We start from the raw sequence: 14,494 nt of genomic DNA on the forward strand, positions 1-14,494 counted from the left end.
AAAGCGAGTTGGAGAAATCGGCGTGGCGCGACCTGTCCCGCGCTTTATGCGCTAGTGATGGCCGATACATCGAGTACATACATCTGGCGCTCGCCTTCATGTACGGAGTCGATGCACACCGCGCGGCCGTCTCGCCGCCAACGCGGATGCAGATCGCAGCGGTTCTCCTTCGTCAGATCGGGTGGTGTGTAGAAAGAGCCGATGTCGTAGCGCAAACCTTCCTTGGCGTCGAACAGGAACAACACCCGCTCGTTGGTCTGCGTATCCGGATACGTGTCGGACAACAGCCAGCGCGGATCGACGGGCGAATACGTCATGTGGCCGTTCTCTGTCAGCACACCCTCGCCGACGACATCGACCTGACCTGAATCACTGTCCTCGTAAAGATGATAGTGAATGCTGCCCGCATGCGGCCCCCAGACAATGATGTGCCGCTCGTCCCGCCACAGCGGGTGAGAAATCTGGTACTCGGACTTTTCGTAGTCGAAGGTGCCGACCGCAGTAGGATCGAAATCTTCCGCGAGCTGCGGCAATGGATGGTCGGAGCATTCAAGCAAGCGCATGACCGTTCCGTCCGGGTTCATCGTGATCAGCCGATGCAGGAAACAGGTCTCGTCGTCTACCCGCTCGGTCCAACGATGCAGGAACAGCATCCGCGACGACGCCGGATTGATCTCGATATGGCTCACCCAGTGGATTGCCTTCTCCATCGACGCCTTTGGGTGAAAATTGCGCAAATCGGCGTAACTCACCAGCAACTGCGCGGCCCCAGTAGCAAGGTCCATCCGATAGATGCCGTCGTCGGACGGCGCGAGCGGCAGTTCGAAGGGGCCACCGTGCTCGCCATATCCAATCGTCTCATGCGTGACGTACAGGCGACGGTAATCGATGCACAGCGCGTAGCGGCTGTTGGGTGCGACCACATAGACAGGCAGCGGCAGCACCGTCGCGGCGTTGCTGTCGATATCGTGGATCGCTGCGCCGAAACCCGGATAGCGCGCCGTCATGTCACCGGTGCGGACGTTGTAAATGATTTTGCGTCCGGGTTCACCATCGAGCCATTGCAGCTGGCAGCCCATTTGCCAGTTCCATGCGCGCGTGGTGCCAACCGCGCGAAATGCCTCGCTCTCGCCCAGAGCGAAATAGCCAACTTCGGCCTCCAGTTCCGGTGTAAGACGCGCATCCATCATCGGCACCTGATTGGCCAGTAAATAGCGGCCCATCTTGTCCCAGCCAGATTTGTTGTAGTAACCGAAGAAGTGATGCTTGCCCCCCGACTCTAAGCGGTGTACGGGGCATGGATGTTTGATGACGCAGGACGAAGTCATGAGCTGATGCATTTAGAAATCGGTGAGACCGCGATGGGGAGCATTGCAGCCAGAAATGCGATAGCTGGGATCATATATTTGCGTGACCTATGCAACGTAATTCTTTTTTTTCGACAGGCTATTCACTCCTGGTATAGTCGAGGCTTGACGCCGTCACCCATCCTCTTCCGTGAAACTATGGCTAGGCCTTTGAATTTCCAGCAGATCCAGGCCTTTCGCGCCGTGATGCAGATGGGCACCACCACTGGCGCCGCCTCGATGCTAAACACGACACAGCCGTCAATCAGCCGGCGCCTTGCCGAGTTGCAGAGTTGCACCGAGTTCAAGCTCTTCGACATGCACCAGGGGCGACTTCGCCCGACCAGCGAGGGTAAGCTGCTCTACAAAACCGTCCAGAAGCATTTCGACGGACTCGAAAAGATCGAATCTGTGGTCGCAATCATGCGTAACTCGGGCACGGGCGCGCTCCGCGTAGGCTGCACGCCAACGCTGGGGGCTGGGCTGCTGCCGCAGGTGGTGCGCGCATTTCTATCGGAATTTCCGGGCACCTATCTCAACATGCAGACGCTGAGCACGCCTCAGCTAGCCGACCTGCTGCGGCAAGATCTGTTCGACGTCGTGCTGACCACAGGCAAGCTCGATCCGCGAGACTTCGAGCCGGTGATCATCAAGACCGTGCCGGCGGTTTGCGTGTTGCCGCCCGGTCACCGGCTGCATGTTGAGCCGGAGATCCACGTGTCCATGCTGCTCGACGAAACGATGCTGTCGCTGGGCGACGCCGACGACCTCACGATCGAAATCAAGAAGCTGCTGCAAGCTCACGGCTTGTCCGACAATTTTCTGATCGAAACCACGTCATCAATCGCAATCTGCGCACTCGTTGCAGCCGGCAACGGTATTGGAATCGTCAACCCCTACGTGGCCAGTACGTTTGCAGGGCAGTTGCTGATCAAACCGCTTGTCCCCACTATCGACGTCGCCGTACAGATGGCTATGCCGAGACACACGGCACCATCACTATTGACGCGTCATTTCGTTGACATCCTGCTGGCACACGTCAATGCGATTTGCACGGACCCCGGGTGCTGAAAGTAGAGTTCTGCTGAATTACCCATAGGTCAGGAATTTAGCGGACAAAGTCTGGAATCTGGATTCCATGGACCACTAAACTGCGTCGTCTGCAGGAAAACGTCGACGCGGTCGCGCTGGAACTGTCGGCTGATGATCTGATGTGCGGCTTCGCGATGCGCGTCACACGCAAACGTTTCTCTCATGCTTCACCCCTATCCGGCAGCACTTCGCGTTGCCCAGCCATCAGATGAACTCGGCCTATCATCGGGCCGTACTCAGGTAACGCTTCGACAGATGGCACGGTTGGGCAGTCGCTATCGCAGCTGACAAAGTTATCCAATAAGGATAACTACTATTGTCCACAGAGGCCGTCTATTCGCGCTAACTGGACAGCCCATATCTTCATCCGGTCGATTACTTCGTGCGGCAATGCGTTCACCTTTGCTTTACGCGTTCACCCAAACGGCCCGTTTTCGCACCACCGATTCTCGGATATCGTGGCGACACGTTCATCACTTCCTGCGCTGAGGAATGCACATCATGCTGCTCATGCCGGTATGCATGCTTCTAACCTACATGACAATTCGTCATGCAAAACACATAGATTCACTCGTGCGCTACGGATCAGATCGCCGCCGCCGGCGTTATTAAGCAGCGTTTTCAGGCTATCCGCGCCGGACGAAGTTCTAAGAAGGAGTGCAAAGATGACTCGTCGAGCGACCATTGCGAGCGTCAAGGCAAGTCCGCCCGATCTGGCCGCTAGCATGCCGGTCGACGACGCGGCGTTTCATATGCGCTGGGGAGTGAGCAGTGAACAGCCGAGTCCCATTCGACACTTAGGCTATGCGTCGTTTCTCGATTCGCTCACCGGTTTGTATAACCGCGCTTACGTGGCTGAACGCGTGCAGCATTTGCTGAAATTGATGCCTGCGGCGCGCGTCGCCGTGCTTTTCATCAATCTCGATTGCTTCGGCAAGGTCAACGATATCGCCGGTTACGATCTTGGCGACCGCGTTTTGCGCGGCGTCGCGCGCCGGCTTGCCGGACTGATGAATCATGACGACCTGCTCGGGCGCATCTGTGGTGACGAGTTCGTTGTCGTCGTCGATAAGCGCGGCGACGCGCCGGCCATCGGCGAGTTCGCGTTGCGAATCCTGGACCTGTTCAGCGCGCCGTTGGAAATTGCGGGCCGTGAGTATCACCTGGGTGCATCGATCGGCATTGCCTGCTCCTCCGATGGCGCTCGCGATGCGGACGCGCTGATACGCGACGCCGGCTCGGCGATGCGTCGCGCGAAGGAGAGCGGCCGCGGCCGGGTGCAATTTTTCACGCAGGGCTTGCAAGACCAATTGCAACGTCGCTTCAGGGTGGTGGAGTTGTTGCACCACGCGCTTGCTGCCGGTGAACTGAAGCTGGCCTATCAGCCCATCATTGACAGCGCGTCGCACGAGGCGGTGGGCGCCGAAGCGCTGCTGCGCTGGACCAGCAGCGAGCTGGGCGAAGTCGCGCCAGCCGAGTTCGTACCGGTTGCGGAGGAGGCCGGTCTGATGGAGAGCATAGGCGACTGGGTGCTGGAACAGGCCTGCGCCCAGGCCGCTCAATGGCGCAGGAGCATTGCGCCGCGCCTGCCTGTCTCCGTCAACATTTCGCCGCTCCAGTTCAACGAGCGCCTCGTGCGGCACGTTGCCGCGTGCCTCGAACGCAGCGGGCTCGACCCATTGGCGTTGCAACTGGAAATCACGGAGCGCGTATTAATGCCGGATGACCCGGCGGTTGCGGCGACGACGGCAGCACTGGCGGATCTCGGCGTCACGCTCGCTCTCGACGACTTTGGCACGGGCTACGCATCGCTGTCGTACCTGAAGCGCTTTGCTTTGCACAACCTGAAGATCGATCGATCGTTCGTCGCGGGCTTGCCACACGATAGCGAATCGATCGCGATCACGCGTGCGCTTGTGACGATGGCTCACGCGTGCAGCATGACAATCACGGCCGAAGGCGTGGAAACCCTCGAACAGGCAACGGCCTTGCGCGAGATGGGCTGCGACATGCTGCAGGGTTACCTGTTCAGCCGTCCGGCGAGCGCGGATGAATTTGCCGGCGCGCTGCTGGGCGCGAGTCGCGCGAATATACGGCGCGCTACGCAGTAGAGCATTCGGCAACATAACAATTGAAATTGTCGGCGCGTCGCGACGTCTTCGGGGACGTCTTTGTGTTGCCGACAGGATGCGAATCAGGAGAGAGACCATGTTCGATGCGGAAATCGCCGCAACACTGCTAAACCGCTGGGCTGCTCAGGCGCCCACGGAAGAATGCCACCCGTACCTTGGGCTGCTGCGCGAAGGCAACCTGCACTTCATTCACGAAGTCGACTGCGTAGGCACACGCGGCATTCGCGACACGGGCGCATGTTGTACCGAATCGCTGTTTTTCGGCGACGGTTCGCGGGCGTTGCGAGTCGGCGCGCCGGACAGCGAAACAGGTTGGACCCGATGGTCGGCGCTGCAACCACTTCAATGACACGCGCCGCAGCGACGACGGCGGCCCGGTTGCGAACAAGCCTACATGTATGGGGCGGTGCCGGTGGGTGGGATTTCGCATCCGGCATCACCGTGCCCTATGTCTGGACCGAAGTGACCGCGTCGCTCGCGGTGGGAGGCGCTGGCGCCTCGACGAGCGACCGCGCATCGAATCTATTCGACCTCTATTTCACTCAACGTTGTCGCGGGCCTGCAGTTCTACCCGACCAACACTGCGACCGATTACCACAATGCACCTCTTTTCACGCTCGATATCATGGCATCGAAGAGGTTTGCGAACGGTCTCGGTGTAGGCCTCGTGGCCGGAACCGTGCAACAGCTCGGCAACGACTCAGGACAGGAAAGGATTCATGGAACTCAATATCGTTGAGCAAGTCGCATTGACGCTGCGACGCATGGGTGAACACAGACGGCTGGTTCCCTACCAGCGCTTTCACGCGCTCTTCGACCGGATGGATCCGCTGTCCAGCCGGTATGCCACGCTCGAGAAAGCTGTTGCTCTGCTGGCTGGGGAGAGCGGCGTCGACTACGGTGCGCTACTCACATCGGCTAATGGACTTGCGGGAAAGGAATTCTATTTGCGCTTCAGGCGCAACAGATTCGACGACTACCTGGCTATCATGGGCAGTCAGATGCATGAACATTCGTTAAAGAAAAAGAGGTGTCTCGTTGAAGCAGAGCGTGCCCGTGTTTTCGATGATGCAATGCGGCGGCAACGCTCCGCCGAGAGGGAGACGGCATGACGAATCGCTGGGTTGATTTGCGCATGCCGGTTGTGCCATTCGGTGCGCGTGCCGGCTGGCAATCAGAAACTCGTGCTCCAGGCGGGCGTCGGACCAGATGGTGACGATGCCCGGCCGTGCGCCTGTCGAAAGCAGTGCGCAGGCAACAGCAACATCGTGTTTTCTGCAGGCCCCAGGGACGCACGCTGTAGCAGTAGGCAACAAGGGCGCAGCCTGAATACGTTTATCGCGCGGCTTCCTTGCGTCGCAAGGTATCGGGCAATCCGTACAGCACGATCAACGCGCACACCAGGCTCATCGCACCGATCACATACAAGGCTGGCGTCGTACTGCCGGTCAGGTCTCGCACGCGTCCCACCATGATCGGGCTCACAATCCCGCCCAGCTGCCCGAGCGTGTTGATCAAGGCGATCCCACCGGCCGCGCCGGCGCCCGTGACGAGCTTCGGTGGCAACGCCCAGAACGCCGGAATCGAAGCGACCACGCCCGCGCCCATCACAGCCAGCGCGACGACCAGCAACGCCGTCTGCTTGTCGAAGAAGCCTGCGGCAAAGAAGCCGATCGCCGACATGACCAGCAAGCCGAACACGAACTTGCGCCGTTCGCCGCTCGCATCGGACAAGCGCCCGACCACCACCATGCAGATTGCGCCGGCAATATAAGGCACCGCCGTCAGCAAACCGATCACCGTCGGATTGTTCGTACCCGCCGCGTGGATCAGATGCGGCGCCCAGAAGTTCAAGCCGTACGACGCCACCTGAATCAGGAAGTACACCAGCCCCAGCGTGAGAAAGCCCGGTGTCCTGATCGCGCCCATCAACGAATGTCCGGTGTCCGGATGACGGCTTTGCTGCGCAATCTGCCCGGACAGAAAGGACTTTTCCGCGGACGACAGCCAACCCGCGTCTTCGATACGATCCTTCAGCAGTTTCAGCACCAGATAGCCGAGCACGATGCACGGCAAGCCGCCGAGCAGAAACAGCCAGTGCCAGCCCGGCATGCCCAGCACGCCGTTCATGTGTCCAATCACGAGTCCCGCGAGCGGCGCGCCGACCAGGCCGGAAAACGCGGACGCCAGAAACAGCATCGACGTGACACGCCCGCGATAGCTCGGCGGAAACCACAGCGTCAGGTAGTACAGCACGCCCGGCGCGAAGCCCGCTTCCATGGCGCCGATCACGAAGCGCAACCCGTAGAACTGCCATTCGTTGCTGACGAACACCATCGCGGCCGTCGCCAGTCCCCACGAGATCATGATCCGTGCGATCCAGCGTCGCGCGCCGACCTTGTACAAAAACAGATTGCTTGGGACTTCGAACAGCACGTAGCCAATCACGAACAGACTCGCACCGAGACCATAAGCGGTGTCGGACAAGCCAAGGTCGCTCTGCAACTGGAACTTCGCGAAGCTGATGTTGATGCGGTCGAAGAATGCAAACAGATAGCAGATCATGATCAACGGCATCAACCGCCACGCCACTTTGCGGATGATGGCCGCGGCATCGTTCGCGCTGTGCTCGCGGTTGCCGGTTGCGACTGCGCCCAGGTCACTCATGTTCGTCTCCAAAGCCGGATTCGGCGAAGCCATCCGGTCGTTTAATCGATTAGGGGATGTCAGATTTGCAGAACGTATTCAGGCACGGGATGCAGGTCGCAGTTACGACCCGCCTTCGCCAATTGTCCAGGCACGTCGTGGCCGAGCAACGCCGGCAGGCCGCGCGACAACGCGATCAGCTTTTCCAGATCGATCCCGGTCGGAATGCCCATTTCGTCGCACAGGTTCACGAGATCTTCCGTGCAGATGTTGCCGGACGCGCCCGGCGCGAACGGACATCCGCCAAGGCCGCCCAACGCGGCGTCGAAGCGGCGCGCGCCGGCTTCGTAGGCCGCCAGCACATTTGCGAGACCCAGCCCGCGCGTGTTGTGAAAGTGCAGCGTGAGCGCGGTGGCCGGCAGCCGTTCCAGCACGCGAGTAACCAGTCGCGTCACCTGGCGCGGGTTCGCCATGCCGGTCGTGTCGGCGAGCGTGATGCCCTCGATCCCCATCTCGCGATACGTATCGACAATGCTGATCACGCGGTCTTCGTCGATCTTGCCTTCGAACGGACAGCCGAACGCGGTTGCCACCGACGCGTTCAACAGCACGCCCGAGCCCTTCACGTGCCGCACGATATCGCCGAACGCCACCAGCGACGACTCGCAACTCATCCGCATGTTGGCGCGGTTGTGGGTCTGACTCGCGGACATCACGAGGTTCAGTTCATCGGCACGCGAAGCCAGCGCGCGTTCGGCGCCCTTCAGATTCGGGATCAGCGCGACGTAGATCACGCCGGGTTGCCGCTCGATCTGCTGGAACACGGCGTCGCCGTCACGCAGGGCAGGGATCGCTTTCGGCGAGACGAACGAGCCGGCCTCGATGCGTGTAAAACCAGCGGTAGACAACGCATTGATCAGCGCGATCTTGTCGGGCGTGTCGACCCAGGTGGGTTCGATCTGCAAGCCGTCGCGCGGCGCGACTTCCTGCACGATCAGTTTGTCGTAGTGCGGGGTGTTCAAAGCGCGAGTCATTGCACGGCTCCTTCGCGGCGCAGCCGCTCGATATCTTCGTCGGCGAATCCCAGTTCGCTGAGCACGCTGCCGGTATGTTCGCCGAGCGCCGGCCCTTGCCAACGCACTTCGCCCGGCGTGTCCGAGAGCTTCGGCACGATCCCCGGCATCTTCACCGACGCGCCGCCCGGCAGTTGCGCCTCCAACAACATGTCGCGTGCCTGGTAGTGCGGATCGGCGACGATGTCGGCCACCGAATAGATGCGCCCCGACGGCACTTCAGCGCGTTCGAGCGCCGCCAGCACGTCGTCGGTGGAGTGATGCGAGGTCCACTCGGTGATGGCCTGATCGAGCATCGCGCAGTGCTGAACACGCCCGTCGTTACGCGCCAACGCGGGATCGTCTGCGAGATCGGGACGGCCGATCACCTGCATCAGGCGCTTGAAAATCGGATCGCTATTGCCGGCGATTACGACGAAGCCTTCGTCTTCCGTGCGATATGTATTCGACGGCGCGATGCCCGGCAACGCACCGCCGCTGCGTTCGCGCACGTGGCCGAGCAGATCGTATTCGGGCACGAGGCTTTCCATCAGATTGAACACGCTCTCGACCAGCGAGACATCGACCACCTGGCCTTCGCCCTGTCCGGTCTTCACGCGCAGCAACGACATCAGCGCGCCGATCACGCCATGCAACGACGCGAGCGAATCGCCGAGACTCACGCCGACGCGCGCCGGCGCACCGTCCACGTCGCCGGTCGTGTAGCGAATGCCGCCCATCGCCTCGCCGATCGCGCCGAAGCCCGGCCGATCACGATACGGACCGCTCTGGCCGTAGCCGGAAATGCGGACCATCGTCAGTTTCGGATTGATGGCGTGCAGCACGTCCCAGCCGAGGCCGAGCTTTTCGAGCGCGCCGGGACGGAGGTTTTCGATCACGACATCGGCGTCGGCCGCGAGCCGTTTGACGATCTCGACACCGTCCGCCGACTTCAGATTCACGCAGATGGACTTCTTGTTGCGCGACTGCAGATACCACCAGAGCGAAGTGCCCTCATGCAGCTTGCGCCATTTGCGAAGGGGATCGCCGGTCTCGGGCGCTTCGATCTTGATGACGTCGGCGCCGAACTCGGCCATGAGGCGCGCGGCAAACGGCGCGGCGATAAGGGTTCCGATCTCGATGACGCGGATACCCTGAAGCGGTCCACCCATTGTGCTGTCTCCAAAGCTGGTTTCGTGTTGAGAGACAGCTTATGAGCGGCACGGCTACAGCGTCCAACCGCAATTCACCAACGACCGTTCGTGAACGGCGAATGCTCCTTGTCAAGCGAGGGCCGGCGGGGCTTCCGAGGCTTCGATCGAGCGCAGGTGGTCGAACAGCAGGCGGCTCACCGGCGACAATGCGTCGACGTCGCGCACCACCAGCACGAGGCTGCGCGCCGACCAGTCGTCTTCGAGCGGCGTGCCGACGAGACCCAGCGGACGGCCCATCAGTTGATACACCTTCAGCGGCAACACCCCGACGCCCATGCCGGCCTGCACCATCCGGCAGACCGCGTCGAAGCCGGGCACGTGGATGCGCAGCCGCAGCGGCTTGCCCGCCTGACGCGCGGCGAGATGCGTGCGGGCATTGATCGAACTCGCGGCGTGCAGACCGACGTGATCGCCGTCCAGCGTTTCGACGAAGGCGACACTTTCGCGCGACGCCAGTGGATGATCGTCGCGCATCACGAGCACCAGTGAATCATGCCGGTAGTGTTCGACATGCAGATCGCGCGTGTCGGCGTCGCCGGAACAGATGCCGACGTCGACGAGGCTGTCGTCGACGGCTTCGACCACGCCGCCGCTCGGCCGCTCTTCCAGATCGAGTTTGACGCGCTCGTGCTGCAACTGGAACGCGCGCAAGTCCTCCGGCAGGAATTCGACGATCGCCGACAGGTTGGCCATCATGCGCACATAGCCGCGCACGCCGCTCGCATGACCGGCCAGTTCGATGCCGATGTTTTCGATGTCGCGCATCACGCGGCGCGCATGGTGCAGCAGCGTTTCGCCCGCTGGCGTGAGCGTCATGCCGCGCGCGTTGCGCTGGAACAGCGTGGCGCCGACTGCCTGTTCGAGTTCGAGCAGACGCTTGCTCGCGGCGGAGACGGCGATCGCCTCGCGCTCGGCGGCACGCGTGAGCGTGCCTTCCTCGTAGACCGCGAGAAAGAGTTGCAGCGTGGTGAGGTCGAGCCTTCGGAGAAGGTTTTTGATTACCATGGCGGGGCGCCGCGTTGTTGTGCGATCCGCCTATTCTGACGCCAGATGCAAAAAATAGGTGCCGAGCCCTCGCGGATTCCGTCCCTCGTCAAAGGAAGTCTTCCGATGCCCACCGTCGCGATCGCGATCTTTCCCGGCGTGCAGGCGCTCGACGTCGCCGGTCCCGTCGATGTGTTTTCCGAAGCCAACCGGTTCATCGCGCCCGCGGATGCCTACGAGGTGAAGTTGCTCAGCGCCGACGCCGCACCGCTGCGCGCGTCCAACGGCATGATGCTGGTCGCCGACGCTACCTTCGACAAAGCGCGCGGTCCGTTCGATCTTGCGCTGGTCGCGGGCGGCCCGGCGCTGCCGGACACTACACCTGATGCGCCCTTGCTCGACTGGCTGGCGAACGTCGCCAGCCAGTGCAGCCGCTACGGTTCGATCTGCACCGGCGCGTTCGCGCTCGGTCACGCAGGCCTGCTCGACGACCGCAACGTGACGACGCATTGGCAGCACGCAGCGCAACTGGCGGCGCAATTTCCAAAGGCGCGCGTCGACTTCGACCGCATCTATCTGCGCGATGGGCAACTCGTCACATCAGCTGGCGTGACCGCGGGCATCGATCTGTCGCTCGCTCTAGTCGCCGAAGATCACGGTCCGCACACGGCGCTTGCCGTCGCCAAACGTCTGGTGGTGTTCGCGCAGCGGCAAGGTGGCCAGTCGCAATTCAGCCCCTACCTGACAGCGGCCGCCGACGACACCTCGCCAGTCGCCAAAGTCCAGGCGCACGTCATGGAACGGATTCGCGAGAGCTTTTCGGTGAAGCAACTCGCGGATGTCGCGGGCATGAGCGCCCGCAACTTCGCGCGCGTGTTCGTGCAGGAGACCGGCGTGACGCCGCACGAGTTCGTCGAACGCGCGCGTGTGGATGCGGCGCGCAAGCTGCTCGAAAGTAGCGGTGCGGCGCTCAAGGCCATTGCGTACGACTGCGGTTTCGGCACGGCGGACCGCATGCGTATCGTCTTCACCAAACGAATCGGCGCGACGCCGATGCAGTATCGCGAGCGTTTTCGCTCGGCTTGAAGTGAAGCGCACGGGCACGCGGTGAACCGCACGGGCACGCGCGCGCAGTGAGCGTCACCGCACGCGGAAAAACGTCGCGTGAGAAAATAGCCGCCTTTCAAAGCCAACGATCCCAAGGACCGACATGACCACCCCTTCTCCGATCCGTGCGATCGTCACCGGCCACACACGCGGTCTGGGCGCGGCGCTCGCCGAACAACTTCTGGCTCGCGATATCGCCGTGCTGGGGTTGTCCCGCTCGCGTCACGATGCGCTCAAAGCGCGCTTCCCGGCGCTGCTCGAAGAAATCGAACTGGAACTGGCCGACACCGCGCGCGTCGCGCAATGGATCGCGAGCGATGCGCTGCGTGAATTCGTCAGCGGCGCGCAAACGGTTCTGCTGATCAACAACGCGGGTATGGTGCAACCCATCGGCCCGATTGAAGGACAAGACGCGGCATCCATCGCGAGCGCCGTGAGCCTCAATGTCGCCACGCCGCTGATGCTGGCCAGCGCGCTCGCCGCAGCCGCCGTCGACGCAACCGATCGGCGCATCGTGCACATTTCCAGTGGCGCGGCGCGCAACGCGTATCCCGGCTGGAGCATCTACTGCGCGACCAAGGCCGCGCTCGATCATCACGCGCGCGCCGTCGCGCTCGATGCGAATCGCGCGTTGCGTATCTGCAGTCTGGCGCCGGGCGTGATCGATACGAATATGCAGGCGGAGATTCGCGGCAGCGGCGTCGAACAGTTCCCCATGCGCGAGCGATTCGAAGAACTCAAGCGCAACGGCCAACTGTCGACGCCTGAACAATGCGCCACCCAGTTGCTCGATTACGCATTGAGCGATGCTTTCGGCCAAACGCCGGTCGCGGACATTCGCGAGATCGCGAAGCCGGCGTGATGCGCTGATAACGGAGCAGCAACGGAGCGTATCAAGCGCTCCCGAAAACTCTCACCTTTAGCCTGATTCACCGCGGATTTGCACGCCGGGCGCGACCATCACACCGCGCTCGGCCGCGCCGAGTTCGCCGTGCGGCACGAACACATAGCCGCGTCCCCACACCGTTTGCACATAGCGCGGCTCGGACGGATCGATCTCGATCAGCCGACGCAGCCGCCAGATCGACACGTCCAAACTGCGCCCTTGATGCAGCACGCTATTGCCGCGCAGTTTCTCGTTGAGTTGCACGCGCGTGAGCACAGTCATCGCGTGATTGACGAAGATTTTGAGCAACGCGAACTCGGAACTGCGCAACGCAAAGTGCTCGTTGTCGCGGCGCAATTCACGGGCGGAGAAGTTCAGTTCGCAGCGGCCGAAGCGATACGGCGGCCGCGTCTCCGGCGCACCTGGCGCGAGCGTGCCGCGCCGTCGCAGCAAGACGCGAATGCGCGCGAGCAGCTCGGCCGGGTCGGCGGGCTTGCTCATGAAGTCGTCGGCGCCGAGTTCGAGACCGATCACGCGATCAATCGCTTTGCTGCTTGCCGAAAGCAGAATCACGGGCACGTCGTTGCCGCTCATGCGCAAATCGCGCAAGACAGCGAGACCGTCGCCATGCGGCGCCGAGATATCGAGGACCAGCAACGAAGGCCGCTCCATCTCGATCACGTGTTTGAGCCCAGCGGCAGGCGGACGTGCTGACACGCCGCAGCCCTGCCCGCGCAATGATTCGCCCACCACGGCAGTCAAGCCGGCGTCGGCACCCACGAAAAGAATATGCTGACTCATCCAACTGATTCCAGGAGACGATCGTTTTTCAGAGACAGGCATCTGGCAGGCGGATATAGCCGATCCGCGCACCCTGTCGTCCGCGTCGCCATCTTCCCTGCATGCGGGTGTTCTCAAAACGCGGAACAGCCCCCAAGGTTGCCAATTTCTTCCCAACTCTTTCAACGCGAAACGTGATACGAGTCGGCGCGTGTGACGCACCGTACGATTCACCGGTCTGCTCCCGAAAAACCTCACCTTTGACACGGAGCGCTTGGGGTTCGAGGCGAGGTGCGTGTCGGATTGCTCCCGAAAACCCTCACCTTTCGAGCTTGGGGGCAGGCCGCAAAGGCTTGCTGGGCTTGGTTCGCCTACTCCAAAACAGGCCACTCCCGCAAACCCTCACCTTTAAAGTCGGTGGAGTAATTTGCATACCCAGGTAAGCGGTGGAGCGCGTGCGGGCCTTTGCACGTGATGGAGACGTGAGATTTACGCGAGAGATGCGCAGTGTGATCGATCCGTGCCGGCCATTGCGACACCATCGTGTTGCGAACAGAGTCAGCTGGTGAGTGCGGATCGATTTCTCCGCTCACCGTTTCGACTCTGAGGCGCGAAGCGCGGAGAAAGCGGCATGGTCCGCGCATGCCGCGATAGACCAGGCTTTGCGGCGAGCGTCGCGCGAATACGCGGAAGGTCCCGAATATCCTCACCTTTGAGCAAGCTGAGGCATCCGGAAGCATCGAGTCGATCACTGCGCCAGCCGGTTTATTGGCATTTAGCCCGTGTTTCGACAGCCGCCGCGACTGCGAAACAGACTTAAACACGGGCCCGCGCGAGACTCCCGAAAACTCTCACCTTTGCGCTCGCCTGCATTGAAAGAGGTGCTTAGCTCGCCAGTTTGCGGAACGTTTCCAGCACCGCGTCGCCCTTGAACGGCTTGACGATCCAGCCTTTCACGCCGGCTGCCTTGCCACGCTCCTTCATCGCCGGGCTGCTCTCGGTTGTGAGCATGATGACGTTGACGGTCTTGTTCGCGAGCTCGCCGCGGATCTTCTCGACCATCGTCAGACCGTCCATATTCGGCATGTTGACGTCGCTGATCACCAGCTTGATGCCGGGGCTGGCCTTCAGCTTGGCGAGGCCGTCCTTGCCGTCCACGGCCGTGTCGACGTCCAGACCGTTCTTCTTCAGAAAGCCGGCTACTTCGTCGCGCACCGTGCTCGAGTCATCCACCACCAGAATTTTCGACATGTTT

General features: G+C 61.7%; 14 protein-coding genes and 1 pseudogene. 8 read left to right on the plus strand and 7 right to left on the minus strand.

Annotation, left to right across the window (positions count from 1 at the left end; genetic code table 11):
• Positions 1–44 precede the first annotated feature (44 nt).
• Complete coding sequence (locus HF916_RS27830) at positions 45–1,328, minus strand: hypothetical protein (protein ID WP_206001869.1); 1,284 nt, start codon at positions 1,326–1,328, stop codon at positions 45–47.
• Between the two features lie 177 nt (positions 1,329–1,505).
• Between HF916_RS27830 and HF916_RS27835 the strand changes: the two genes are divergently transcribed.
• The 6 genes and pseudogenes from HF916_RS27835 (at position 1,506) to HF916_RS27855 (ending at position 5,682) form a co-directional block, all read left to right on the plus strand.
• Positions 1,506–2,417, plus strand: coding sequence for a LysR substrate-binding domain-containing protein (locus HF916_RS27835; RefSeq protein ID WP_168792177.1), 912 nt, complete (start codon positions 1,506–1,508; stop codon positions 2,415–2,417).
• Between the two features lie 151 nt (positions 2,418–2,568).
• A pseudogene (locus HF916_RS52105) lies at positions 2,569–2,682 on the plus strand (IS6 family transposase); the annotation flags it as partial.
• A gap of 421 nt (positions 2,683–3,103) precedes the next feature.
• Complete coding sequence (locus HF916_RS27840; RefSeq protein ID WP_168791936.1) at positions 3,104–4,549, plus strand: putative bifunctional diguanylate cyclase/phosphodiesterase; 1,446 nt, start codon at positions 3,104–3,106, stop codon at positions 4,547–4,549.
• Between the two features lie 97 nt (positions 4,550–4,646).
• Entirely contained in the window at positions 4,647–4,919 is a 273-nt protein-coding gene (locus HF916_RS27845) for a hypothetical protein (protein ID WP_168791937.1), read from the plus strand.
• Positions 4,920–5,129: 210 nt separating this feature from the next.
• A complete protein-coding gene (locus tag HF916_RS52110; protein ID WP_431311437.1) occupies positions 5,130–5,309 on the plus strand; it encodes a transporter in 180 nt (59 codons plus the stop codon).
• On the plus strand, positions 5,290–5,682 hold the full coding sequence (locus tag HF916_RS27855; protein ID WP_168791938.1) for a hypothetical protein: 393 nt from the start codon (positions 5,290–5,292) through the stop codon (positions 5,680–5,682). The genes HF916_RS52110 and HF916_RS27855 overlap by 20 nt, the downstream gene beginning before the upstream one ends.
• A gap of 223 nt (positions 5,683–5,905) precedes the next feature.
• Here the strand turns inward: HF916_RS27855 and HF916_RS27860 are convergent, their stop codons facing one another.
• From HF916_RS27860 to HF916_RS27875, 4 genes are all read right to left on the minus strand, one after another.
• Positions 5,906–7,237 (minus strand): MFS transporter, encoded by a 1,332-nt coding sequence (locus HF916_RS27860; RefSeq protein ID WP_168791939.1) that lies wholly within the window; start codon positions 7,235–7,237, stop codon positions 5,906–5,908.
• Between the two features lie 59 nt (positions 7,238–7,296).
• Positions 7,297–8,250 carry a hydroxymethylglutaryl-CoA lyase gene (locus HF916_RS27865; protein ID WP_168791940.1) on the minus strand — a complete coding sequence of 318 codons (954 nt, stop codon included), beginning with the start codon at positions 8,248–8,250 and terminating at the stop codon, positions 7,297–7,299.
• Positions 8,247–9,440: a CaiB/BaiF CoA transferase family protein gene (locus HF916_RS27870; RefSeq protein WP_168791941.1), complete on the minus strand. Its 1,194-nt coding sequence runs from the start codon at positions 9,438–9,440 to the stop codon at positions 8,247–8,249. Before HF916_RS27870 ends, HF916_RS27865 begins: the two co-directional genes overlap by 4 nt.
• Before the next feature lie 111 nt (positions 9,441–9,551).
• Positions 9,552–10,487: a LysR family transcriptional regulator gene (locus HF916_RS27875; RefSeq protein WP_168791942.1), complete on the minus strand. Its 936-nt coding sequence runs from the start codon at positions 10,485–10,487 to the stop codon at positions 9,552–9,554.
• Between the two features lie 105 nt (positions 10,488–10,592).
• Between HF916_RS27875 and HF916_RS27880 the strand changes: the two genes are divergently transcribed.
• Complete coding sequence (locus HF916_RS27880; RefSeq protein ID WP_168791943.1) at positions 10,593–11,552, plus strand: GlxA family transcriptional regulator; 960 nt, start codon at positions 10,593–10,595, stop codon at positions 11,550–11,552.
• 124 nt (positions 11,553–11,676) lie between these two features.
• Entirely contained in the window at positions 11,677–12,435 is a 759-nt protein-coding gene (locus HF916_RS27885) for an SDR family oxidoreductase (RefSeq protein ID WP_168791944.1), read from the plus strand.
• A 57-nt stretch (positions 12,436–12,492) separates the two neighbouring features.
• On the opposite strand, the gene HF916_RS27890 is transcribed toward HF916_RS27885, so the two are convergent.
• Positions 12,493–13,260: a winged helix-turn-helix domain-containing protein gene (locus HF916_RS27890; RefSeq protein ID WP_168791945.1), complete on the minus strand. Its 768-nt coding sequence runs from the start codon at positions 13,258–13,260 to the stop codon at positions 12,493–12,495.
• Between the two features lie 864 nt (positions 13,261–14,124).
• Positions 14,125–14,490 (minus strand): response regulator, encoded by a 366-nt coding sequence (locus tag HF916_RS27895; protein ID WP_007178665.1) that lies wholly within the window; start codon positions 14,488–14,490, stop codon positions 14,125–14,127.
• Positions 14,491–14,494: the final 4 nt, after the last annotated feature.

Source organism: Paraburkholderia aromaticivorans, assembly GCF_012689525.1.
Taxonomy (GTDB): Bacteria; Pseudomonadota; Gammaproteobacteria; order Burkholderiales; family Burkholderiaceae; genus Paraburkholderia; species Paraburkholderia aromaticivorans_A.